The sequence below is a fragment of the Companilactobacillus nantensis DSM 16982 genome (assembly GCF_001435815.1).
GTDB lineage: Bacteria > Bacillota > Bacilli > Lactobacillales > Lactobacillaceae > Companilactobacillus > Companilactobacillus nantensis.
Window position 1 is genome coordinate 1 of the sequence record NZ_AZFV01000021.1, and the last position, 24,621, is coordinate 24,621.

Annotated in this window: 20 protein-coding genes and 1 tRNA gene; 8 read left to right on the top strand and 13 right to left on the bottom strand. The window is 36.3% G+C overall.

All coding sequences use genetic code 11. The features are described from left to right. Positions 1–378: 378 nt before the first annotated feature. Positions 379–1,044 (top strand): hypothetical protein, encoded by a 666-nt coding sequence (locus tag FD31_RS09480; protein ID WP_057892542.1) that lies wholly within the window; start codon positions 379–381, stop codon positions 1,042–1,044. A 102-nt stretch (positions 1,045–1,146) separates the two neighbouring features. Continuing rightward, positions 1,147–2,121, top strand: a complete 975-nt coding sequence (locus FD31_RS09485; protein ID WP_147007350.1) for a hypothetical protein — start codon at positions 1,147–1,149, stop codon at positions 2,119–2,121. Here the strand turns inward: FD31_RS09485 and FD31_RS09490 are convergent. Beyond that, on the bottom strand, positions 2,118–2,318 hold the full coding sequence (locus FD31_RS09490; RefSeq protein WP_057892544.1) for a hypothetical protein: 201 nt from the start codon (positions 2,316–2,318) through the stop codon (positions 2,118–2,120). The two genes, FD31_RS09485 and FD31_RS09490, sit on opposite strands and share 4 nt — an antisense overlap. A gap of 204 nt (positions 2,319–2,522) precedes the next feature. Between FD31_RS09490 and FD31_RS09495 the strand changes: the two genes are divergently transcribed. Continuing rightward, the gene (locus FD31_RS09495) at positions 2,523–3,650 is read left to right on the top strand and encodes a site-specific integrase (protein ID WP_057892545.1); all 1,128 of its coding nucleotides are present in this window, start codon (positions 2,523–2,525) and stop codon (positions 3,648–3,650) included. A 156-nt stretch (positions 3,651–3,806) separates the two neighbouring features. Here the strand turns inward: FD31_RS09495 and FD31_RS09500 are convergent. The 3 genes from FD31_RS09500 to FD31_RS09510 form a co-directional block, all read right to left on the bottom strand. Continuing rightward, positions 3,807–3,880, bottom strand: a tRNA-Arg gene (locus FD31_RS09500). A gap of 51 nt (positions 3,881–3,931) precedes the next feature. Beyond that, complete coding sequence (locus FD31_RS09505; RefSeq protein WP_057892546.1) at positions 3,932–5,158, bottom strand: DEAD/DEAH box helicase; 1,227 nt, start codon at positions 5,156–5,158, stop codon at positions 3,932–3,934. A gap of 1 nt (position 5,159) precedes the next feature. Next, the gene (locus tag FD31_RS09510) at positions 5,160–6,155 is read right to left on the bottom strand and encodes a Gfo/Idh/MocA family protein (protein WP_057892547.1); all 996 of its coding nucleotides are present in this window, start codon (positions 6,153–6,155) and stop codon (positions 5,160–5,162) included. Positions 6,156–6,277: 122 nt separating this feature from the next. On the opposite strand from FD31_RS09510, the gene FD31_RS09515 reads away from it, so the two are divergent. From FD31_RS09515 to FD31_RS09535, 5 genes are all read left to right on the top strand, one after another. Further along, complete coding sequence (locus FD31_RS09515) at positions 6,278–7,627, top strand: APC family permease (RefSeq protein ID WP_057892548.1); 1,350 nt, start codon at positions 6,278–6,280, stop codon at positions 7,625–7,627. Between the two features lie 277 nt (positions 7,628–7,904). Beyond that, the gene (locus FD31_RS09520) at positions 7,905–9,233 is read left to right on the top strand and encodes a PTS transporter subunit EIIC (RefSeq protein WP_057892549.1); all 1,329 of its coding nucleotides are present in this window, start codon (positions 7,905–7,907) and stop codon (positions 9,231–9,233) included. Then, positions 9,233–10,126, top strand: a complete 894-nt coding sequence (locus FD31_RS09525) for an alpha/beta hydrolase (RefSeq protein ID WP_057892550.1) — start codon at positions 9,233–9,235, stop codon at positions 10,124–10,126. The genes FD31_RS09520 and FD31_RS09525 overlap by 1 nt, the downstream gene beginning before the upstream one ends. 277 nt (positions 10,127–10,403) lie before the next feature. Further along, complete coding sequence (locus FD31_RS09530) at positions 10,404–11,513, top strand: sensor histidine kinase (protein WP_057892551.1); 1,110 nt, start codon at positions 10,404–10,406, stop codon at positions 11,511–11,513. 1 nt (position 11,514) lies between these two features. Next, positions 11,515–12,273: a response regulator transcription factor gene (locus tag FD31_RS09535; RefSeq protein WP_057892552.1), complete on the top strand. Its 759-nt coding sequence runs from the start codon at positions 11,515–11,517 to the stop codon at positions 12,271–12,273. A 175-nt stretch (positions 12,274–12,448) separates the two neighbouring features. Here FD31_RS09535 and FD31_RS09540 read toward each other — a convergent pair whose 3' ends face one another. The 9 genes from FD31_RS09540 to pcrA all read right to left on the bottom strand — a co-directional run bounded on the left by FD31_RS09540 (position 12,449) and on the right by pcrA (position 24,594). Then, a complete protein-coding gene (locus FD31_RS09540; RefSeq protein ID WP_057892553.1) occupies positions 12,449–12,661 on the bottom strand; it encodes a helix-turn-helix domain-containing protein in 213 nt (70 codons plus the stop codon). Positions 12,662–13,538: 877 nt separating this feature from the next. Then, positions 13,539–14,897 (bottom strand): 23S rRNA (uracil(1939)-C(5))-methyltransferase RlmD, encoded by a 1,359-nt coding sequence (gene rlmD, locus FD31_RS09550; RefSeq protein WP_057892555.1) that lies wholly within the window; start codon positions 14,895–14,897, stop codon positions 13,539–13,541. Positions 14,898–14,956: 59 nt separating this feature from the next. Further along, positions 14,957–15,970: a diacylglycerol kinase gene (locus FD31_RS09555; protein WP_057892556.1), complete on the bottom strand. Its 1,014-nt coding sequence runs from the start codon at positions 15,968–15,970 to the stop codon at positions 14,957–14,959. A gap of 12 nt (positions 15,971–15,982) precedes the next feature. After that, entirely contained in the window at positions 15,983–17,413 is a 1,431-nt protein-coding gene (gene gatB / locus FD31_RS09560) for an Asp-tRNA(Asn)/Glu-tRNA(Gln) amidotransferase subunit GatB (RefSeq protein WP_057892557.1), read from the bottom strand. After that, the gene (gatA, locus tag FD31_RS09565; protein WP_057892558.1) at positions 17,413–18,870 is read right to left on the bottom strand and encodes an Asp-tRNA(Asn)/Glu-tRNA(Gln) amidotransferase subunit GatA; all 1,458 of its coding nucleotides are present in this window, start codon (positions 18,868–18,870) and stop codon (positions 17,413–17,415) included. The genes gatB and gatA overlap by 1 nt, the downstream gene beginning before the upstream one ends. Continuing rightward, a complete protein-coding gene (gene gatC / locus FD31_RS09570; RefSeq protein ID WP_057892559.1) occupies positions 18,870–19,169 on the bottom strand; it encodes an Asp-tRNA(Asn)/Glu-tRNA(Gln) amidotransferase subunit GatC in 300 nt (99 codons plus the stop codon). Before gatC ends, gatA begins: the two co-directional genes overlap by 1 nt. A gap of 12 nt (positions 19,170–19,181) precedes the next feature. After that, complete coding sequence (locus tag FD31_RS09575; protein ID WP_057892560.1) at positions 19,182–20,315, bottom strand: CamS family sex pheromone protein; 1,134 nt, start codon at positions 20,313–20,315, stop codon at positions 19,182–19,184. Between the two features lie 10 nt (positions 20,316–20,325). Beyond that, positions 20,326–22,344: an NAD-dependent DNA ligase LigA gene (gene ligA, locus FD31_RS09580; RefSeq protein WP_057892561.1), complete on the bottom strand. Its 2,019-nt coding sequence runs from the start codon at positions 22,342–22,344 to the stop codon at positions 20,326–20,328. Between the two features lie 15 nt (positions 22,345–22,359). After that, a complete protein-coding gene (gene pcrA / locus FD31_RS09585) occupies positions 22,360–24,594 on the bottom strand; it encodes a DNA helicase PcrA (RefSeq protein WP_057892588.1) in 2,235 nt (744 codons plus the stop codon). Between the last annotated feature and the right edge of the window lie 27 nt (positions 24,595–24,621).

The following is a 24,621-nucleotide window of genomic DNA, read 5'->3' on the forward strand; positions in this document are numbered from 1 at the left end:
TAACTTGTTATTGAAATTTTCGAATTAATATCTGGACAGGAATTCTAGATATTATCAACTGTGTTCTATTCGCCGTTTCATGGCCTATTATTTTTAGTACAGCTGCAAGTGACGCTTTTGGTGGCACTAACCTAACAAGTGGCACTGGTACATTCTTTTATGTAATGGCTGCTATTGGAATTATTTTGAATCTTATTGCCCTTATTCAAAGCAAACAACATAATATTTCAATTGTAGGACCCGTTTTAGGACTGATTGGTAATGCATTATTCTTAATATCTGCTGCAATGGCATTTCCTGCTATTGTTATTTTGATTATCGGAATAGTATTCATCTTTCTACATCACCCATCAAAAAATGTTAAGGCGGTGAACTAATATGAATAAAGATAAACCATTTTACAAAATTTGGTGGTTTTGGTTAATTGTTGTTATTTTAGTAGTTATTATTTTCGGTATGTTTGGCAGTGGTGGTTCAAGTAATGATGATTCTAGCTCTAACGTAAAGCAAACAAATACATCAAATACTACCAAAGATGCTGATGATTCAAATTCCGCAAAAAGTAAATCCAAAACTATAGACTTAGATAACGATGAAGCAACCATAATTAAAGAAATTAATTATGACCCTAATTACACTGACAATTCATGGGCTGGAACAAATGTAAATATTGACAGAGTTAAAGTTGCAACAATTAAACCCTTTAAAGATGAAGAAGAAAAAAACAATATATACAAGGGAATTGTTATCGTTCACTTCAATGTTGAGGCTTCAAGGGATATAGACTTTTATCCTACACAAGGTACTCTGGTAACTAGTGACGGGCAACAGGTTGATGCAAATTCTTATTCTAGTGATAATTTTGATGGTGAAATTGCTAAGGGTGCCAAGAAATCAGGTAATGTTCTATTTACCTTGACAACTTTGAATAATCCTAAAGATTTAAAAAATATCAGATTAAAATGGGACGCAGATTATCAAACAGATGATTTAGATGATGATGCTTCTAATAAAACATATGATATTACAATCAATTTAAATTGAAATAATTAGCCGGAAACGGCTTTTTTTAATAATAAAAGAAACAAATTTTGGGTATATAAAAAGCCATACCCTGAGGTATGACTAGATGATATGGTGACTAATATGGAAATATTTAAGGACCTAACAGATGCGGATCTAATCGAAAATGCAAAGGAAACCTATAACAAGGAAATAGATTATATTGGTATGGACGATTTATCCATATTCTCATGGAAAAACAAACATTTGAAATTAACTATGTTAAAAGTGTTTTGGGATAATGGCAATGATAATATGGCAATGTTTATGTATGCTGAAATATCAGACAAAGATGACTTTATTTATTCAGATATTACTGACCGTACTCACAATATTCAATTTGAAACATCCAACAATAATCTTGAAAGATTCGCATACATAAAAAGAAATATAATCAAAGATGCTAAGCCTATTTTTTCTTCATTGTTTACACATACGGGTAGTAGTTATAGCCTACATAGTTCATATACAGAAGATGGATCGAACATACTTGCTGAAATGGCTCCTTATTACTGGGGAAAAGAATTTGCAAAGAATGAATATTTGAAAGCTTCTAAGAACCTTAGTAAAAATTTGCTTGATGATTCCCTAGACTTAGTTAATAACAAATACTATACTGACAGATTTCATTTCAATGAAATTCTAAATGATATAAATAGCGAACAGTTCACACTTGAACTTAATGATTGCTTAAAGGCATATGAACATGGATTTTGGTTTGTATGTGCGACAGGTATTGGCAGTGTGATAGAACATCTCCTCTACTTATCTCTGAAACGATTAGATAATAAATATAAGGCAGAGCATACAGTAAAGGAATACATAAAAAAACATCCTCTCAAAGGACTATCAAAAGATCCAACTAAAATGGACTACATTAATCGTTTTGAACAATATGACAAAGATTTTAATTATAGAACCGAAAATCATATCAATTCAACATTCATACTAAGAAATTCCATAGATCATTATAGTTCTGGATATTCAAGTAAGAGTATCTGCGATATGATGTTTCAAGGCATTGCTGACTTCTATGAGGGTATTTATTTAAGATACTAAAGCTTTTTTAAAATGCCTTTTGCTATCGGTAAATTACCTAGCTCACAATTATCATATGAAAGGGTTCCATCTGGCATATAATAATATGGTTTACCATTAACGTCGTGATGTAAATCTTCTGCGTAATCTAAAATTTCACTATTTAAAATTTCACATAGATAGATTAATTCGTTTTCGGATAATTCAATTTTTTTCATCACTATCACCTTCTATTAAAATAACAATAATAATCATTTCTAAAAACATCAAGCCTAATTGGCTTTTTATTTTTAGTTCTCCAAGAACATACGTGCCCCTAAATCTTACACTTATATAAACAATGTAAAGCAATTATTAAAAAATACATCTAAATATTTTGAAATGTGGCCCTAAATCTTACATTGAAAGGAGGTGAGTAAAGTATGGCTCAAATTTACAAACGAAATAATTCCTGGGCATTTAGAATTTCATACTCCGACAGCACTGGTGAAAGGCACACGATAAACAGACAAGGTTTCAAAAAGAAAAGTGATGCTATCAACGAAGCTCGTGTTGTTGAAGTTAAAAAAAATCAAGTTGGCATATTCAGACAAAATGAAACTATCTCCCTAGCCGATTACTTCAAAAATTGGATTGAAACATACAAAATCGGCCGTTGGTATAAAAATACTGAAGGTAAATATCTTGCTGCAGAAAAATTCATTCGTGGATATTTCAAAAATACGCCTCTAAAGAAGATAAAAAAATCCGATTATCAGAAAATGCTTGATAAGTATGCTGAAACACATGTTAAAGACAGTGTGTCCCTCTTGAACTCCTATATCAGGACTTCAATCAAGGATGCGCTTGAACAACAAATAATCTATTTTGATTTCACCAGGAATATTCAAATTCAATCCAAAAAAGTTACTGATAAGAAAATTAAATATTTTGAGGTTGATGAAGCTAACGAGATCAGAAAAGAATGTCTGGAAACGGCCAGTATGAGGTATATCACTAAATATGAAATTGCTTTGGCCATTGCCACTGGAATGAGATACGGTGAAGTCACCGGTCTCACTTGGAAAGACATAGATTTTGAGACTAATAAAATCAATATCAACAAAACGTATGATTATCATAAGCGAACTGGATTTAAAAAAACTAAGACTGTCTCTTCAAATAGAATTATTGATATTGATCCAATAACTATAAATATGCTTAAACGTCTAAAGTATGAACAAGCTGAATTATTTCTTAAACAAGGCTATAGAAATGATATCGGTTTAGTTTTTAATAACTATGCTCATATGATTCCGACTGATAATGGAGCTAATAAAGCTTTAAAGAAAATTCAGCAAGAACTAAAAATAAAAGACGGCCACGAACTGACATTTCATTCACTCAGACACACCCATGCCTCTATTCTAATTGCTAATGATGTGAGTTTGGAATATGTGGCAGCTCGATTGGGACATGCAGATACTTCTATAACGTCTAAGGTTTATGTTCATTTATTGAAAGATAAACAAGATACTGAAGCAAAAAAGACCGTTACAATATTTGGTTAATCTGTGTGCAATTACGTGTGCGTGTACGCAAATGTGTGCGAATTTCATTTCATCTTTGCCAAAAGCCTATAACGATAAAAAAGAGGTAAATACCGTATTAATGGTATTTATCTCTTTTGTGAATTATTTGTGCATAACGTATGCCGAACGCTGTCAAGAACCCTCCCGGAATCGAACCGGGGACCTACTGCTTAGGAGGCAGTTGCTCTATCCAACTGGGCCAAGGGACCATAAACACACTTTTTATTTTACCGCAAAAAGTGTGTATTTTATAACTTAATTTAATCTTGTTTCTTGTGGAAACTACGTTTCCCTTTGTTCTTCTGATCACGTAAACGTTTCTTTGGCTTTGCAGTCTTAGCTTGCGTTTTACTATCGTTACGACGCTTATTCTTATCAAAAACAGGTTTCTTTGATAATTTACCTTCGTGATCAACATAGGCTTTAGTAATCTCTACATCGACAACATCTTGCAAATTTCGCATATCATGACTGTTACCGAAAGTAATTACATTACCGCTCTTACCCATACGACCAGTCCGACCAGCACGGTGAACATATTCACTGTCATCTCTTGGAATCATATAATTAACAATCATATTAACATCATCAATATCCATCCCACGGGCAGCAACATCAGTTGTTAACATCATGTTAACTTTCTTAGTTGAAAAGAGTTGTAACGCCGTTTTACGTTGTTGTGATGACATCTTACTGTCAAGTGACACAAAGTTAGTCTTGTTGTGATTCATATCACTGATGGCCTTATGTAATGATCGTGAATTATTAAAGAACACAATACCCAAGAATTTTTTGTTATGCGCTAGTTCACGCAAAATTGCATTTTTGATAAATTCATTGTTGGCATCCACAAAGTAGTGCTTGATTCCAGCTGTATAACTTGTATCGTGTCGTTGATCAATAACTAAGAAGTCTTGACCGAACCATTTGTGCATATCTTGAAAAATATCATTTCCAGTCGCAGAGAAGAATGTCATTTGCACATCAGCTGGCATTTGTGAAATTGTCTTACGAACACTTTCCAACTTGGTTTCGTTCAACATTTCATCGGCTTCATCAACGATTACGGTATTTATATTACCTAACTTAACTTTGCGTGATTCAGTTAATTCATTCAAACGGCCCAATGTTGCAACAATGATTTCAGGTTTTTCTTTCAACTTCTTCAATTGACGTGTGGGATTAGCACCACCAGTTAAAGCTTGAACTTTGCAATCAACTAATTTAGCTAATGGTTGAATGACATCACGAACTTGCATTGCGAGCTCTTGTGAGGGTTCTAGGATCAATACTTGCAATCCATCTTTGGGAACTAACGTTTCCAACATTGGCATAACGAAGCCTAATGTTTTTCCGGAACCTGTTGGTGCCATAGCGACTAAGTCTTTACCCTCCTTGAAAGGCATATAGACTGCGTCTTGAATCTTTGTTAATGTTTCAAATTGTTTTTCTTTAAAGTAGTCTTGATATAATTTTGGTATTTCCAATTTATTTTTCCTCATCTGCATCAAAAACAATGCCTGCGCTTGTTCTTGCCTGCTCTAGAATTCTATTTACCGTTCTAGCGTATTGTAATAGTTTATCATAACTTGCATGATCGTTCTCTGTCATTATTCTGGCAAATTCACGAGCTTCTGAGTCCATTGGATTTTCACTCTTAGTTGTTGGAATATCTGTAATATTTTTATTATCATCAGCCCAGTCAAGATGGTTAATATCCCCACCATTGTCGAGTAGTAACGTATCACGTCCAAAATATACTTCGGATGACATGTAAGAATTCTTGGTCTTACCAATAATTATATTGACGTCAAAGTTTGAATATTTCAAAGTCAAAGCGCCACTGCCATCAACTCCTGAATCAAGAAATTCAGCGTCATAATCAACTTTTTCAGGTTGTCCAAAGAGTACCACGGCATCGTAAACAGTATAGACACCTAAGTCATACAAAGCTCCACCAGAGAATTTAGTTGTGAAGACATTTGGATTCTTGCCTGCTTGATAAGCGTCATAACGGCTTGAATATTTCATATACGAGAATGTTGCTCCACTTAAATCATCACGGTGTTTCTCAACAACTTCCTCAATCTTCTTAAAAATTGGTTCGTGAATATGACGGGCGGCCTCAAATAAATAAAGCCCTTTTTCATGTGCTAATTTCTCTAAAATCGTAAATTCTTGAATCGTTGAAGTGCTTGGCTTTTCAACAATTACATTCTTACCATTCTCTAGAGCCTTTTGAGCTTGCGAGAAATGTAGTGCATTTGGTGAAGCAATATAGACTGTATCGAAGTCCTCTTTGAAGAAAGCATCTAAATCGGTACTGATTTTAATATTTTCCTTCTCTAAATCTTCAATGAAGCTTTCAGCCTTTGCCTCAGTACGTGAGTAGACATGCGTTAATGCAAAAGTTTTGGTTATATCGGTTGCCCTAACAAATTGTTCTGTGATCCAGTTTGTTCCTATTATTCCTAAACTAATCATAAAATCACCTCTGTTTTAATTTTACTGATATGTAAGCGTAATTACCAACAAAAAAATTCTCGAAATTTAATATTATGGTATATAATTTTACTTTAAACCATTGAGGGGAGTATTTTTGTTTAATGAACAATGAATCAGACAAATTTAGCCTGAAACGAGACCTCGGTTTCTTTCCAGCGCTATCAACAGTAATGGGTCTTGTAATCGGAGGAGGAGTTTTCTTCAAAATCTCCAGCGTTACAGCCGCTACTGGATCAGCTAGTTTAACTATTTTTGTATGGATCTTAGCTGGTTTTATCACAATCAATGCCGGTTTAACAGTTGCTGAACTTGCTTCGGCACTGCCTGTTGCTGGTGGTATTTACAAATACATCGAATATATTTATGGAAAAGTTCCTGCCTTTTTATTAGCTTGGGCCCAATCGGTTATCTACTATCCAGCTGGTATTTCGGCATTATCAATCATCTTTGCCACACAAGTTTTGAACCTTTGTAACTTGCCCCAAACTTGGCAAATTCCGATTGCCATTTCACTAGCTATTTTCCTATATTTGGTTAATCTCTTAGGTGCCAAAGTCGGTGGTAGAATTCAATCAATTGCTTTGATTGCTAAATTGATTCCAATCATTGTAATTATTGTGGTTGGTATTTTTACACCATCTGCTCACCCTGTATCACTTTTCCCAATTACATCTGGAAGTCACTCCGATTTCTGGTCTTCTATGGGTGGTGGCTTGTTGGCCACAATGTTTGCCTTCGATGGTTGGATGAATGTTGGTAACTTAGCAGGTGAAATGAAAAAGCCTGAAAAAGATCTTGCTAAATCAATTATTGTTGGTCTTTTCTTTATTACAGCAATTTATGTATTAATCAGCTTTGTTTTCATCAAAGAATTACCATTTCATTTAATTCCTGGAAATCAAAATGCCGCCTCAGAAGCAGCAATTAAGATTTTTGGTGATATTGGCGGCAAAATCGTCACAATCGGTATTTTAGTTTCAGTCTTTGGTTCAGTTAACGGCTACACAATGACAGGCCCTCGTGTGAGTTACGTTTTAGGTGTCGATGATGAAATCGTCTTTTCAAAATTCTTCGCCAAACTTACTAAAAATACCCGTGTACCAGCAAATGCCGGTTTCATTCAAACAATCATTGCTATCGTAATGATTTTCATGGGAAGTTTCGATTATTTAACTGACATGCTAGTTTTCGTCATGTGGATTTTCTCAATAATGATGTTCATTGGAGTCTTTATTCTACGTCGCAATGAACCAGAGCTTGAAAGACCATATAAAATAAGTTTCTACCCAATCCCACCACTCGTGGCTCTTCTAGGTGGAAGTTACATCATCATCTCAACCTTGTTCCGTCAACCTGGATTAGCATTTATGGGTATCGGTATAACTTTACTTGGCCTACCTGTCTACTACATCCATTATCTGAATAAGAAAAGAAACAAAAATAACATTTAGAAAAATAATAATAAATAAACACGACTAGTATTCCTATTTTGGACTGCTGGTCGTGTTTATTTATTATTCAATTGAGTGCTGAACCGCCTCCAGAAGCAAGAAATTTAGATTCATGTAAAGACTTTAGTCGGAAGAATCGAGAATAGTTACTGGAGACGGCATTTTTAACTAGCACCATACGTATATTATTAATAAAAAGGACGCTTTGATGGCAGCTTTTTTTATTGGAGGTTATAATTTTTGTGGAATCTATATTTGAAACAAAGCAGGTGCTTTCATGAAAGTACAATTCAACAGTAAACTTGAGGAAAATCTGGTTCGAGGGACCTTAAAAATTCAAAAGTTATTGATCTATCGAGTAATTCAAAAAACTTTACTCCTAATTTTTCCATTCGCGTTATTCGGTAGTTTCGTTAAAATAATTCAAACCGTCGTCATTGGCAAAGAAGGTTTCCTCACCGATATTTTGCCTCCATTTGGTAATGACGCTATTTTTCGTTTGATCGACAATGTAACTAACGGTTTATACAACTTATCACTGGGGTGGGTTTCCGTTATTGCTATTTTTGGAGCGGCCAAATATACTGCCAAGTATTATCATCGTGATGATCAATTGGCTGGTATTACCGGTATTAGTACTTTGCTTATCATGGATTACACATACTCCAAAACACAACCAATTTCCTTTCATGCTCAAATTTTAGGAATGCGGGGACTATTGTTTGCCATTATCTCAGGCATGGTAATTGGTTGGGTCTTCAAAATTTTCAGTCGTTCCGCACCCAATTTAGAAAAGAATCAGCTCTCAAATAGCATCTTGGAAAGAACTTTTATTTCATTACGTCCGATTATCATTACATTCATTCTTGCAATTATTTTCAGTACTTTAATTAATGTGACTTACTATTCTGAAGCTCCAGGCAACTTCATCAATGCCTTATCAACTGAAACCACACCTAGCAACGATTGGGCACAACTTGGTAAAACATTAATTTTTTCTATTTATACACTCATCATGTCATTTTTCGGATGGTCAGGAACTTATTCTGCACTCGGTGTAGAAAAAATGGATGCTTTATCGACCATTAATTTAAATTATGCCTTACAAAAACATACTGCTTGGAATGCTCCTAATCCTTTTACTAGTGCGACTCTCTACCACGCCTTTGCGACTTATGGTGGTACCGGCGCAATTCTCGGACTCATCATTGCAATCTTGATTATTTCAAAAGATAAAGACTTTCAAACTGTAGCTCGCTGGGCAATGATTCCGAGTTTATTCAATATAAGTAGCGGCGTTATGACGGGTATTCCCATTTTGTTCAACGTCATCTTCCTAATTCCATTTATCTTAGCTCCTTTGGCAAACATGTTGATGGCAGCCTTAGCTATTGCTCTGCATTTAATGCCACCAAGTGTCTATCCAGTTCCCATTGGGACTCCCGGGCCACTAACTGCATTCATTGCCACCAATGGTAGCTGGCAGGCTCTAGTCTTCTCTGTCTTGGCTATAATTCTCTCAGTGTACATTTACTTACCTTTCGTCAAAATGGCTGCTAAGGTGAAATTATTGGACAATTTGGGCATCGAAGAAGGTGAATCCTAATGCGTTTAAAATTACGAAATTTACGGAAGAATAAAAATTTTAAGTACTTAGTCGCATTATTTACAATTCTGATTTTATTAGGTATCCCTTCATACCTTTGGACAAAGAGTAATGTTACCACCTTAGCTGGACGTTATAATTCGCCAATGTCACCTGTCATTATGATTCCTGGTAGTAGTGCAACGGCCAATCGATTCGATGATTTAGTTAAAACAGTCAATCGTCAATACGGTGAACATCATAGTTTGTTAAAAATGACTGTCCATCCAAACGATAAAATCACCTACACAGGAAGTATCCGTCCCAATGACACACGTCCCTTCATCGTCGTTGGCTTTGAAAATAACAAGGATGGCTACGCTAATATTAAGAAACAGGCTGCTTGGTTCAACATTGCTTTTAATAAACTGAAAGATCGATATCGTTTCAACAACTTCAACGCCTTTGGTCATTCCAATGGCGGATTAATTTGGACATATTTCTTGGAACACTATTTCGATGATTCAACGATTACGATGAATCAAATGTTGACTGTTGGGACACCATATAATTTTGAAGAAAAGAGTACTTCGAATCGAACACAAATGTTAAACGACCTCGTTAGGGACCGTGACAAAATTCCTGAAGCACTAACATATTATTCGATTGCCGGAACGCAATTGTACACAGATGATGGTATCGTTCCGATTGGCAGTGTCGATGCTGGTAAATACGTTTATGAAGGGCACATTAAGCACTACACCTTAATTACCTTGACTGGTACCAAAGCCCAGCATTCTGACATGATAGACAATAATCAATTCATTGATATTTTCCATCAGTACATCGTCGGAAATGGTATAAATGGCCCAATACAAAATGCACCCAATAAGAAAGTCCCTAAAGGTCAATGATAATTAGCTTGTGTTACGTCAATTTTTTAAATACAATTAGCTTATGGTATATATAGATTGGCAACTTAGCTTAGTAGCGAACTTCTTCGTATTGTTTGCAATCTTACAGATGCATCGCTACTTTTTAAATTCATTTAATATAGGACATTTAATATCCGATATAGCCATTTCTCTAATATTTGGTTATATCGGATTATTTGTTGACGATATTTTTATTTTATTATTCGTCGGTTTCATTTTGCTAGCCAACTGGCTTTTGAACAAGCGACACCTAAATATGGAACAGTCGATTTCCTTAATCATGGCTGCCAATGTGGAGACAATTTTATTTAGTCTAGGTACTTATACTGCCCGAATTATTTTCTTCATTGCTCTCAACGAATGGAAATTACAAATCTTGGAGGAATTTCAACAAAACTTTATCCTCGTTTCCTTACTTATCAATACACTCTACCTAGTTTTATTTCTTCTATTTGCTAACTTTTATCGCGCAGCAACAGTCAAATTATGGATTCAAATTGAACAGTATCACTTAGGAAAACGTGTCTTCACGATGTCATTTGGCGTCTTTATCGCGTTTATGGTCATTCTACTCATCAGTGATATGCAGTCCGTTACAGCTACGTTACAGGCCAGTATTTTGCTTATTTTTACGATCATTCTAATTTTTACGTATCGCCAATTGATTTTCTTTGTCCGAACAATCGCTATCCAAAGACAAGCCCAGGCTAAGGTGATCTATAACAAGCAACTCAATGACTATTTAACTAGTGTGCAACAACAATATACTGATCTACGTAAGTTCAAACATGACTTTCAAAATATTATGTTATCAATGAAATCATTTGTTGATACAAGCGATTCGACGGAATTGAAACAGTATTATCAAGATATTGTCCAAGAACAAACTGAGATGTCGACTGTTGGCAACGGAAATATTGCCCAAATTCAGGCTGTTGATAGCGATGCCATTCGCGGTTTAATAATCCAAAAATTTTTCATTGCTAAAAGTCAGCAAATCGACTTTCAAATTGAATTGACTCAAGAAAAATACCATTTTGACGAAAATATTTTAATTATCGTTCGCATCTTAGGTATTCTTTTGGACAATGCTTTTGAATATGTACAAACGATTGATGAAAAACGTGTTACATGCGCTATCACTCAGGATGACAATATTACCGAAATAACCGTCGACAACCCAATCAATGAGTCATTAAATTTCAAAGATCTTTTTAAAACAGGCTATACGACCAAGGACAAACACACTGGTTTCGGCTTAGCAAATGCTCGACGCTTGATTACCGAAACTGATAATCTATACTTAGAGACAAAAATCATTCACGGTCATCTGTTAATGACATTAATTATCGTAGGAGGTGAATAAAGTGTTTCCCGTATATTTACTTGAAGATAATGCCATTCAACGTCAAAAATACGCTGAGTTTATTAAAAACGGTATTTTGATCAATGATGCCAATTTGGAATTAAAATCAATCTCTGATTCAACCGAGAGTTTTTATCAAGATTATATTCCACAGGAACAAGGTTTGTATTTTTTAGATATGGAAATAAATAGCGATAAATTAGCCGGTCTAAATATTGCTGAAAAAGTTCGAAAAGACACACCTTTAGCACAAATCGTTTTTATCACTACCCACGATGAATTATCTTTAACAACACTTGAGCGCAAGATTGCACCCATGGATTATATTTTGAAAGATAAAGGATTAGACGAAATAAAACAACGAATCACCGAAGACATCGAAGTAGCACAAATGAATCTGCAAAAATACAGTCATTCCTCAAAAAATTTACTAGACTACAAAATCGGCAGCCGTTATTTTTCGATAATGATGGATGACGTTATTATGCTTTATACCCAAAAAGACGTTCCCGGTCGCATCTTCATTATCACCAAAAATCAACTAGCCGAATTTAGCGGTTCACTCAATACTTTCGAAAACGACTACCCTGACCTCTTCCGCTGTAACAGAAGTTATCTGGTTAATTTAGAAAACACTACAACCTACGATAGCCATTCACGAACACTCTCATTCACAGATGGTTCAACATGTGAAGTTTCATTCCGAAAGAATAAAGAACTTATTAAAATACTTTCTAAGAAAAATAAATCTTCAAATTAAAAACACTGATTGATTCTTTCTTAGCCATAGACTCAATTACGAAAAAAAGACTAGATAAATTTCATTTACAAATTTATCTAGTCCTTTTTTAAATTATATTTTCACTTGTTAGCTATATCATACAAAAAGCAACTAATTCATTAGCCTCTATGTACAATAAATATTTCAATACTTCTTAATTGCGTCCTACTAATTTATCCAAACTCACTTCATAAACGTCCGCAAATCGCATCATCATGTAAATATCGGGAGTTCTTGTATTGTGCTCATATTTTGAAATCGTCGTAATATCGACATGCAACAATTTAGAAACTTCTCGTTCCGACAAATTACATCTTTTTCGACAACTTCTCAGGTTATCACCCAAGAAAACTTTTTCGTGATTCATGATATCCCTCAATTCTTACTTATGGCAATATTATATTTCATTGAGGATAAATTAAACGTAAACAGCTATGAACGTATCAATTTTACCGATTAACGTTAAAAAAGTAGTGTTCGTACTCCATAAACTAGTAAAAAAGCCGCAAAAGCTAAACTTGCAATCAAAGCTATTAAGGCCAAAATAAGTGGACTCGATTGCTTACGCAAATTGTTAAAGTACTGTTTTGAAATATAAATTTGCCAAATACCAATTAAAATCGCACCAATACCAAAAATAAATTTCACCACAATCACCCTTTTTCTAATTTAGACACTATTGCTGAAGGTTGAAAGTTAAATATGCTATGAAGATAGTAATAGGCCGCCTCCAGAAGCAAGTTTATTCTTTGTTTTGGATTAAGAGTAAATAAATTCAAGTATTACTATTTAGTTTGGCTATTTTCGCGTTAATGATGACTAGAGTACCAAGACTTAAACTAAGTTTTGAATTTTTCAACCTTTAGCAGTATTAGAAAAGCACTCAGTTAACCCTCGTTATTCGGGTAACTAGAGTGCTTTTCTCGTCACATAATATTAAATAATTCATTGTACTAGTTAATCTTTTACTATCATTTTGAATTCTACATATTACCGAAGTAACTTTGTAATACCTTAACATTTCACTAATTTTCAAATACTAAATTCAAATAACGAACTAGTCGGAAGAATCGAGAAACTTAACTGGCAGTGAAAGTGGCGTTAGAGCTTTAGCTCTTACACCGCCGGGCGTGTTTGGAGAATTGCGCTTTTCAGCAAGGCTTCAAACCGAGACCTGAGACCTTGGCTCAGATCGGTCCGCACAGCCAGTTAAGTTTTCTCGATTCTGGAGACGGCATTTTTAATTACTTCAAAGTTAATTTAGTAACACATTCGATATGGTTTGTTAGTGGGAACATATCAACTGGTGTAACATCACCAATTTCATATGTATCGCTCAACAATTCCAAATCACGTGCCAATGTAGCTGGGTTACAACTGATATAAACAATTGTCTTTGGCTTAATATTCTTCAATGATTCGATCAATGAGTTAGCCAATCCTTTACGTGGAGGATCAACCATCAAAACATCAACTGAAACTTCATTTTTAGCCCATTCATCCAAGACATCTTCAGTCTTACCAACAACGAAGTCAGTGTTAGTAATATTGTTCAACTTAGCATTTTGATCGGCATCTTTAACGGCATCTTCGATAACTTCAATACCAGTAACGTGTTTAGCCTTGTCTGCTAATGAAAGACCAATTGTACCAATACCTGAATAAGCATCGACGACATTTTCTTTACCAGTTAATTCAGCTTTGTCGATTGCTAATTTGTAAAGGTTTTGTGTTTGAACAGGGTTAACTTGGTAGAAAGATCTTGGTGAAATACGGTATGTGTGACCTAAAATCTTGTCATCAATATACTTCTTACCGCCAAGTAAAGTCATCTTTTGACCAAAGATAACGTTAGTGTTCTTGGAATTGATATTTAAGAACAATGACTTAACTTCTGGGTTAGCCAAAATTTCGTTTGTAATGTCTTTGTAGTGGGAAATATCTGGTGTTCTGGAAACTAAGACAATCATCATTTCGCCAGTAAAGTAAGCACGACGAACCATGATAGTTTTAATTTGGCCCTTTTGGTTTTGTTCATCAAAGCCACGAACATTGTATTTACGTAAGATATCACGGACACGGATAATCTCAGCGTCAATCTTAGGATCTTGAATCAAGAAGTTTTCCATTGGTACTAAATCGTGTGAACGACGACGGTAGAAACCAGTTGTCAACTTGCCGTTAACTTGGCGAACAGGTACTTGAGCCTTGTTACGGTAATTGAATGGTGATTCCATCCCAAGTGTTGGGTTAACTTTAACATCCTTCAAACCAATCTTACTGAAGTCAGTTACAACTTGGTTGTGCTTGAATTCAAGTTGCTTGTCATACTTCAAATGGCTCAATGGAGCGATACCTGTTTGAGCATAAACAGCATCAATATCATGGACACGATCAGGTGATTCAACTAAAACATCAAGTGTTCTGGCGAAACCGAAGTTTTTATTAACGCGTGTAATTACAGCCTTAACCTTTTCGCCAGGTAAAGCATTGTCAACGAACAACGTAAAGTCGTCAACTTTGGCAACACCCTTACCCTCATACGAGAGATCTTGAATGTCTAATTCTAATTCTTGGTTCTTTTTCAAATTTGGTTTTTCCATTTTTCACCTATACATAGAAAAAAGAAGTGTCCAAAATTGATACACTTCCCAATTCTTGTTTATTTTTTATCTGTTTCTTCTTTATCTTTATCGAGGTTCTTTTCTTCTTCGATAATCTTTTCACCGGCATCTTTTTCACTTAAAGTCGATGAATCAATTGCCTTCAATGGAATCGAATCAACATTGGCGTAAATATTCAAATGGTTATGCAAGTTAGTAAATTCCATCGGAGCATCCCCACCATATTCACCATCCAAGTTAACCATAACACGATTCTCATCATTTGCCTTCACACTGATCTTCTTAGTCTTAGTATAAATAACTTTTGGATTGTAAACATGACGACCGCCATTTAAAACTAAGGCAATCAAATGTACTAAGTCACGCAAGTTAGTTTCCTTAACAATGATCAATGAGAAAGTTCCGTCACCGATGACAGAATTAGGCGCAATTTGTTCCATACCACCAATTGAATTTGTCAATCCAATTAAGAACATCGTTGCTTTTCCATCAAAAACACCTTGGTCGTACTCAATGTGCATATCAATTGGACTGATACGAGGCAACATCTCAGCACCTTTCACCAAGTAAGCTAAATATCCCAAAATTGACTTGTAGGCTGAAGGCACTTCATAAGTCAATTCAGTCATTGAGCCACCACCAGCGATATTGATAAAGTATTTCTTACCAGCTTGACCAATATCAACAGGCAACTTTTGACCCTTCAAAATAACCTTAGCTGATTCAACCACATCATCACGTGGAATCTTCAAAGCTCGGGCGTAGTCGTTGGTAGTTCCGGCCGGAATAATTGCCATCTCTGGACGATGATCCAAATCAGCGATTCCGTTAACGACCTCATTGATCGTCCCGTCACCACCAGCAGCAACTATTAAGTCAAAGCCTTCCTTAGCAACCCGTCTGGCTTCATCTTTAGCTGAATTTTTCTTCGGTGTCGTTCGATAGGCACTAGCCTCATAACCAGCTTTTTCAATAATATTCAAAATGTCTCCAACATTACTGTTCATGGTCTCGTGGCCTGAAGTTGGATTATAAATAAGTCTAGCACGCATATCTTTCCCTCACTAACGACTATTTAACTCTGCCATCAAAATCTTATTAACAACCTTAGGATTAGCTTGACCGTGAGTTTGTTTCATGATTTGACCAACCAAGAAACCAACGGCACGATCTTTACCATTCTTAAAGTCATCGATTGATTGTTGGTTATTATCTAGGATTTCTAAAATCATTGGTTTCAAGACAGCTGGATCTGATTCTTGGACAAGTCCCTTTGACTTAACCCATTCTTCAGGTTCTGTACCATTGCTGATAGTTTCTTGGAAGACCTTCTTAGCAATCTTAGAAGAAATTGTTCCGTTTGAAATCAAGTTGATCATCTTAGCAAGATGTTCAGGTGTCAACTTAGTATCAAGTAAACCAATTTTCTTTTCGTTCAAGTAGGCGTTAACTTCACCCATCAACCAGTTAGAAACTAGTTTTGGATTAGCATCGTAGCTAACTGCTTCGTCAAAGAAGTCAGACATTTCCTTAGTATCAGTCAAGACACCGGCATCATATTCAGGAATTCCTAATTCATTGATGTAACGGCTACGTCTAACAGAAGCTGTTTCTGGCAAACTAGCTTTAATTTCAGCAATCCATTCTGGAGAAATTTCATAATCAGGTAGATCTGGTTCTGGGAAGTAACGATAATCATCAGCACCAGACTTAACACGCATTAAGAATGTTTCACCAGATTTTTCATCAAAACGTCTTGTTTCTTGACCAATTGAACCACCTTGTTTAAGGATAGCAGCTTGACGTTTTTCTTCGTAAGCAAGACCCAAACGAACGTGATTGAATGAGTTCAAGTTCTTCAATTCGACCTTTGTACCATAAGTATCTGAACCAACAGGACGGATAGAAATGTTGGTATCAACACGCATTGAACCTTCTTCCATCTTAACATCGGATGCACCAGTAAATTGGATGATTTTACGAAGGTTTTCAAGATATTGATATGCTTCTTCAGGAGACTTCATGTCAGGTTTTGAAACAATTTCAATCAAAGCTGTACCTTGACGGTTTAAATCGACATATGAATAACCGTTGTTACCGTGGGTATTCTTACCAGCATCTTCTTCGACGTGAAGTTCTTCGATACCGATACGTTTCTTTTCGCCATCAACTTCAATTTCAATATAACCATCGTGACCCAATGGTTTATCTTGTTGGGTAATTTGGAAAGCCTTTGGATTATCTGGGTAAAAGTAGTTCTTACGGTCAAAGTGAGTGTGGTTTTCAATATCAGCATTTAAAGCTAATCCGACCATCACACCAAGACGATAAGCATTTTTATTTACAGTTGGCAATGTTCCTGGAAAACCAAAGTCAATAACGTTGGTATTGATATTAGATTCAGCACCATAAGCAACTGGTGAAGGACTATACATCTTGGACTTAGTCTTTAATTCAACGTGGACTTCTAGTCCGATAGTTGTTTCAAAATTCATTAGTCTTCCCCCTTAAGTGCAGTTGGTATTTGTTCATAGAATTTATTTTCTTCTTGCAATGCATAAGCAGCATTGAAGACAGATTGTTCAGCAAATGGTTTACCGATAATTTGTAGACCAACTGGTAGTCCGTCAGCCAAACCTGCAGGAACAGAAGCAGCTGGTAGACCAGCCAAGTTAGCAGGAATTGTCAAAATATCGTTCATGTACATTGCCAATGGATCGTCAACTTTTTCACCAATCTTGAAGGCTGGTGTTGTAGTTGATGGTCCCATAATTAAATCATAATCTTTTAAGACATCGTTCATTTCATTAATAAAGATAGTTCTAACTTCAGCAGCTTTCTTGAAGTAAGCATCATATGCACCAGCTGATAGAGCAAAAGTACCAAGCATGATACGACGTTTAACTTCGTCACCGAAACCTTCTGAACGTGAGTTAACAAACAAGTCTTTGATGTTCTTTACATCTTTAGCACGGTAACCATATCTAACACCATCATATCTTTGAAGGTTAGATGAGGCTTCACTAGATGCCAAGACATAGTAAACTTCAACGGCATGCTTCAATGTTGGAAGACTTACTTCTTCAACGGTAGCACCCATCTTCTTGTAAGCATCAAGTGCTTTATTGACGTTATCCAAAACATCAGGATGTGTACCTTCGTGCCAGAATTCCTTTGGAACAGCAATCTTAACACCATGCATATCTTTACTCAAGTTTGCACGGTAATCAGGAACTTCTTTTTCAGAACTAGTTGAATCGTGTGCATCGTGACCAGCAATAACTGAAAGAACAGTTGCAGAATCTTCAACACGTTTTGACATTACACCGACTTGGTCAAGACTTGAAGCAAAGGCAATAACACCCCAACGAGAAACACGACCATAAGTAGGTTTAATACCGAAAATACCATTAAAGGCAGCAGGTTGTCTGATTGAACCACCAGTATCTGTACCTAAAGCAGCAACAACTTCACCAGCGGCAACAGCAGCAGCAGAACCACCAGATGAACCACCAGGAACACGGCTGAAGTCCCAAGGGTTAACTGAAGTTCCATAGAATGAAGTTTCAGTTGATGAACCCATGGCAAATTCATCCAAATTAGTTTTACCGGCGTCAATGGCACCAGCAGCGGCTAATTTTTCCATAACAGTTGCACTGTAAACAGGCATGAAATTGTAAAGAATCTTACTTGCAGCAGTAGTCTTGATACCGTTTGTAACGATATTATCTTTGATACCGATTGGAATACCAGCAAGTGGTCCGTTGATACCCTCTGCATCAACTTTTTTAGCATCCTCAATTGCCTTGTCATTAACAGTAATGAAAGTATTGAGTTGTTTTTCATTGGCCTTAATATTATCCAAAGTTTGGGCTGCTAATTGTTCAGCAGTAATGTCTTTGTTAACTAACTTCTCGTGCAAAGAAGCAATTGTTTCTTTCTTGATATCCACTATTCGTCGTCCTCCTTGTCAACAATTGTTGGAACTTTGATAAGGTTATCTTCAACTTCGGGAACATTTTCAAGCATTTGTTCTCTAGTTTGCGTATGGATACCTTTATCTTCACGGAAGACAGAATTAGTGTCACCCATATTGTAAGTTGGCTCAACACCAGTTGTATCGACTGATGCTAATTTACTTTCCATACCAACGATTTTATCTAATTGACTAACAAAACTGTCAACTTCATTGGCATCGATTTTCAAGTTAGCCAAAGCGGCGACATGTAGAATTTCATCTTTTGAAATCATTTGTTTCTCCTTTTAATCTGCATTATAAACATGTGAGTAGAACTTACCGTTTGTACGTGTGACAACGGCTTGTTGTGAATCAACAGTTTGAATATTAATATCTAGGTTTGCTCCAGATGGCAAGTACTTTTGGGCACTTGTTTGAACGAACTGAGTAAAACTAGTTACTTGTGCCAAGCCATCAAATTGGGTATTGATCGTAATATCCATAGCTTTCAAGTTTGTACCGTCATAATGTGCTTGAGCAGTAACTCCAGAAAGGTTAGGGAAATAATTTTGAATATGGGTCTTGAAGTTAGAGAATGCATCAGAATCACTACTATTAATAGCCGTATCGCCGTTAACAGTTGGTAACATTTGATTCTTGTATCCTAAATCACTCCAATTACCTAAACCATCACTCTTACTGAATGAATATTGGAAATAAGTTCCCCCGACTAAAGTATCTGCTGGAGCAACTGAATATAAACCAACAACAATTGGAATATTACCGACTTTACTGTTTTTACGCAAGCGCTGGACGACTTCTTTAGCGACACGTTCACCCTGAGCCTTTTGATCAGCCTCGGAAATAGTTGTCTTATAAGTAGCTCCATATTGCTTCTTTTGGTAATAGTCAATCTTGTTCATAGCAATCCCAATTGACATCCCTGCCAGTTTGTATTTTCCATTTTGTTTTTGAAGATAATCTTCTTCAAGCATTTGTTGGAAATACATTGGTGCTCGTTTATTTGGATCAGTTGAACCATTTGATTCTGGGTTCAAACCATTTGGATTCTTGGCTGACTTACGTGCTAACCAATCAGTAACTGTTCCAGCTGTCAAAACTTGACCTTCTTGGAAAACGTATGAATTTGTTGAAAATTGTTTCTTCGATAAATTCATCAATCCACTTTCAAAACTTCTGCTATTGAACTGGTTGCTATTGTCAGCAGCATTTAATCCCGAAATCGGACTAGTCTTATATTTCCCACCACTTAATAAAACATCGTAATTGCTAGAATCAGACGCCGAAGTTGTCTGAACTGAGCTCTTAGATGAGTCGCTACCACCTGATGACAAACTAGAATCTTGTAAATTACCACAGGCAGCCAGTAATAATGAGCACATCAGCAATAACGATGTAGTTTTTAAGAATTTTTTCAAAACTGTTCTCCTACTCTTTGGCATCATCTAAATAATCAGACAATGTTGCTTCATCAATAATCTGTGTTCCCAATTGTTGTGCCTTAGTTAACTTGCTACCGGCTTTTTCACCAGCAATCAAGATATCAGTCTTTTTCGTAACTGATCCCGTAACCTTAGCACCGAGATTTTCCAGCGTCTCGGCCAATTGTGAACGTTTATAATTTTGTAATGTTCCGGTTATAACAATTATTTTATCAGTAAAGTGACTATTTGTTTCATTAGAATTTGAACTACCGATAAAATTCATATTAATATTTACTGATTTTAGTTCATTAATCAACTTTTGAACATCATCATTTGCGAAATAAGTTGCAATACTATCTGCAATTATCTCACCCATTGTATTTACTTCAAGGATTTCTTCTCTGGAAGCGGACATCAATTTATCGAGGCTGCCAAAGTTCTCTGCTAAAATCCGTCCAGCTTTAGCACCAACATGACGAATTCCTAAGCCAAAGATCAATCTTTCGACTGAATTACTCTTGGAGTTATCAATTGCTGTTAATAAGTTGTTAATTGATTTTTCTTTAAAACCATCTAACGTTTCCAAATCATCGGCCGTTAATTTATAAATATCAGCCACATCCTGGACTAATTTTTTCGTATATAATTGTTCGATAATTTTAGGACCCAAGCCATCAATGTTCATCGCATTTCGTGAAGCAAAGTGTGTCAGTTGTTCTTTGACTTGTGCTGGACACTTAGGATTGATACAACGTAAGGCCACTTCATCTTCTAAGTGAATCAATTCTGAATCACAGTATGGACAGTGGGTTGGAATCTCAGCTGGCACTGAATCCTTTGGACGCTTGCTCAAGACGACTTGTGATACTTCCGGAATAATATCGCCGGCTTTGTGCAACAGTACTGTATCACCGACTCGAATATCCTTTTGACGAATCATATCTTCGTTATGCAAAGTTGCCCGTGAAACGGTTGTTCCAGCTAATTGAACTGGATCCATCACAGCAGTTGGTGTCAAAACACCAGTCCGACCAATGGTCCAAGTAATTTCATGAACAACTGATTCGGCTTGTTCGGGTGGGAACTTATAAGCAATTTCCCAACGAGGTACTTTAACAGTATTGCCTAGCGTCCGTTGTGTTGCTAAATCATCAACTTTCAAAACAACACCATCAATTCCGTAATCCAAATCATCGCGCAATTCGCCATAATGTTCAATGAAATCTTTCACACCTTGTAAGCCAGTTGTAATTTGAGCTGTGGGATTAACGTTAAAGCCTAATTCCTTCAATGTTGCTAAGGCCTCATGTTGGGTCGTAACATTCAAATCATCAAACGTCACGATCGTATACATGAATGTATCAAGTTTTCTTGAAGCCGTAACCTTAGGATCAAGTTGACGCAAACTACCTGCAGCCGCGTTTCTTGGATTGGCAAAAACTTGTTGTCCTTCATTTTCACGTTCTTGATTCAAACGTAGGAATTCTTTCTTAGACATAAAACATTCGCCACGAACTTCAAATGACAACGGACGGCTGAGCTTTTGAGGAATATCCTTGATAGTCTTAACATTCTCAGTCACGTTTTCACCGATAGTTCCGTTACCACGGGTTGATCCTTGAACTAAGATACCATTTTCATAAATAAGTGATAGTGATAAACCATCAATTTTTAATTCAACATTATAATCTACTTCATGTCCAACGTTTTTTTCAATTCGATCATTAAATTCAGCTAATTCACTTTCAGAAAAGACATCCCCCATTGAGAGCATCGGGATATCATGAGTTACTTTATTGAAATCTGGTAATGTCACATCACCAACTTGCTGCGATGGCGAATCAGATGTAACTAAATCCGGATATTGTTGTTCAATCTCCAACAAGCGATTATAAAGTTTGTCATAAACATTGTCCTCAACAACGGGGGCATCCTTGGTGTAGTACGCATCACGCCATTCATTCAGTTGCGGACGAATCTTTGCCAATTCCTCATTAGCTTGTTCTTTTGTTAAAGCTGCCATGATTTCACCTCTTAATTAATCAGTAACTTTTTTAATTGGGGCATATTCAGCCAACAGACGTTTGACACCTTCACTCTTAAAGGCAACATCTAGTTCAGCATTTTGACCATCACCATTAACTTTGACGACCGTTCCTTGACCCCACTTCTTATGTTCAACCTTATCACCGACAGTCCAGTGTAGCTTTTCAGCACCAGAAGCACCTTTAGATTTCAAAGTTGGTGATTGGAAAGTTGCAGTTGTTGCTGCAGCTCGACGATTTTGACTACGACTGAATGGATATTTGCGTTCACCAGGACGACCAGTGTTACCAGCATTGCTATTAACACGGTCAATGGCATCGTCTTTGATTTCTTCAACAAAACGTGAAGTTGGATTGTTTTGTAAACGACCATAAAGCATCCGGCTGACAGCATTTGTTAAATACAAACGTTTTTCAGCACGAGTGATACCAACATAAGCCAAACGACGCTCTTCTTCAAGGTCATCTTCTTTAAGCAACGAACGACCGAGTGGGAAAATTCCTTCTTCCATTCCAACTAGGAAGACCACTGGAAATTCCAAACCTTTAGCGGCGTGCAATGTCATCAAAGTAACTTCTTTTTGTTCTTCTTCGATATCATCTTGATCACTCACCAATGATAATTCGGTTAAGAAAGTTGTTAGGCGTGTTTCATCAACATCTGGATCAGGTTCATAAGCTTGGTCAAATTGCGTTGTAACAGTCAAAAGTTCTTCAATATTTTCAACTCGTGCTTGTGATTCCAAATTATTTTGTTGTTTCAAATCTTCAACATAACCAGAATCTTCCAACAAATGATCCATCAAGATAGTCATTGATTGGTCTTCAGCAAGCTTTGTTAAATCGTCAATCACTTTAGCAAAGCCACCAATAGTCTTACGAGGTCGAGCTGCTAGTGGTGAAAGTTCAATATTTTCAGCAGCTTCAAGCAATGACCAATTGTGTTCATCAGCGTAAGCTTGCAATTTTTCAATCGTACCTGGGCCAATACCACGTTTAGGACTGTTGATAACTCGTTGAAAACTCATTGAGTCATCGTGATTAGCAATCAAACGTAAGTATGCCAAGATATCTTTAATTTCCTTACGATCGTAGAACTTATGTCCACCAATAATCTTATATGGCATATTAGCTTGCATAAGTTTCTCTTCAAAGGTACGTGATTGTGCATTAGTTCTATAAAGCACTGCAAAATCACCGTAGTTAAAGCCTTCTAGCAAGAGATTCTTAATTTGATCAATTACATACAAGGCTTCATCAGATTCGTTTTGACCACGGTAAAATTTAATCTTATCGCCATCTTGATTATCAGTCCACAAATCTTTTGGTTTCCGGTTACCATTGTTGTTAATAACTTCATTGGCAGCCTTCAAAATTGTTTTAGTTGAACGGTAATTTTGTTCCAATTTAATTGTGGTTGCTTCAGGATAATCTTTTTCAAAGTTCATAATATTTTGAATATTAGCACCACGCCAACCGTAAATACTCTGGTCAGCATCACCAACAACACAGACGTTGCGGTATTTAGCACCTAATTGTTTAACAAGTTTATATTGAGCCTCGTTGGTATCCTGATATTCATCAACGTGAATATATTGAAATTTTTCTTGATACTTTTCCAATACATCAGGATTTTGATCAAACAATTCACTGGTTTGCATAATTAAATCATCAAAATCAAGTGAATTATTCCGATCCATTTCTTTAGCATAGGCATCATAAACGTTGGCAACGGTTTGTTCATAAGGTGAAGCCGCAACTTTGACATATTCAGCAGGCGTCTGTAATTCATTCTTCGCATTGCTTATAGTACCCAAAATAGCCCGTGGATCGTAACGTTTAGGATCCAGGTTCATCTTCGTCAAAATTTGCTTCATCAATGTCCGTTGCTCACTAGGATCGGCAATCGTAAATGTCTTAGGCTTGCCCATCTTATCAATATCTCTTCTTAAAATTCTTACACAAAGAGAGTGGAAAGTTGAAACCCAGACATCGTTAGCAGATTCGTCCAACAATTTCCCGATTCTTTCCTTCATTTCTTTGGCAGCCTTGTTAGTAAAAGTAATTGCCAAAACATGCCAAGGCATAATATTCTTTTCTTCAATCAAGTAAGCCACACGGTGAGTTAAAACACGAGTTTTACCAGAACCGGCACCAGCCATGATCAAAAGTGGTCCTTCAGTAGCCTTAACCGCATCTTGTTGCTCGGGGTTAAGACCTTTTAACATAGTATCGTCCAATTTTAAAATCCCTCA

What these genes read in the sequence shown, in the direction of transcription:
- FD31_RS09480 (WP_057892542.1), top strand. Translation starts at nt 379, where the DNA reads ATGAATAAAGATAAACCATTTTACAAAATTTGGTGGTTTTGGTTAATT.
- FD31_RS09485 (WP_147007350.1), top strand. Translation starts at nt 1,147, where the DNA reads ATGGAAATATTTAAGGACCTAACAGATGCGGATCTAATCGAAAATGCA.
- FD31_RS09490 (WP_057892544.1), bottom strand. Translation starts at nt 2,318, where the DNA reads ATGAAAAAAATTGAATTATCCGAAAACGAATTAATCTATCTATGTGAA.
- FD31_RS09495 (WP_057892545.1), top strand. Translation starts at nt 2,523, where the DNA reads ATGGCTCAAATTTACAAACGAAATAATTCCTGGGCATTTAGAATTTCA.
- FD31_RS09510 (WP_057892547.1), bottom strand. Translation starts at nt 6,155, where the DNA reads ATGATTAGTTTAGGAATAATAGGAACAAACTGGATCACAGAACAATTT.
- FD31_RS09515 (WP_057892548.1), top strand. Translation starts at nt 6,278, where the DNA reads ATGAACAATGAATCAGACAAATTTAGCCTGAAACGAGACCTCGGTTTC.
- FD31_RS09520 (WP_057892549.1), top strand. Translation starts at nt 7,905, where the DNA reads ATGAAAGTACAATTCAACAGTAAACTTGAGGAAAATCTGGTTCGAGGG.
- FD31_RS09525 (WP_057892550.1), top strand. Translation starts at nt 9,233, where the DNA reads ATGCGTTTAAAATTACGAAATTTACGGAAGAATAAAAATTTTAAGTAC.
- FD31_RS09530 (WP_057892551.1), top strand. Translation starts at nt 10,404, where the DNA reads ATGGAACAGTCGATTTCCTTAATCATGGCTGCCAATGTGGAGACAATT.
- FD31_RS09540 (WP_057892553.1), bottom strand. Translation starts at nt 12,661, where the DNA reads ATGAATCACGAAAAAGTTTTCTTGGGTGATAACCTGAGAAGTTGTCGA.
- rlmD (WP_057892555.1), bottom strand. Translation starts at nt 14,897, where the DNA reads ATGGAAAAACCAAATTTGAAAAAGAACCAAGAATTAGAATTAGACATT.
- FD31_RS09555 (WP_057892556.1), bottom strand. Translation starts at nt 15,970, where the DNA reads ATGCGTGCTAGACTTATTTATAATCCAACTTCAGGCCACGAGACCATG.
- gatB (WP_057892557.1), bottom strand. Translation starts at nt 17,413, where the DNA reads ATGAATTTTGAAACAACTATCGGACTAGAAGTCCACGTTGAATTAAAG.
- gatC (WP_057892559.1), bottom strand. Translation starts at nt 19,169, where the DNA reads ATGATTTCAAAAGATGAAATTCTACATGTCGCCGCTTTGGCTAACTTG.
- ligA (WP_057892561.1), bottom strand. Translation starts at nt 22,344, where the DNA reads ATGGCAGCTTTAACAAAAGAACAAGCTAATGAGGAATTGGCAAAGATT.
- pcrA (WP_057892588.1), bottom strand. Translation starts at nt 24,594, where the DNA reads ATGTTAAAAGGTCTTAACCCCGAGCAACAAGATGCGGTTAAGGCTACT.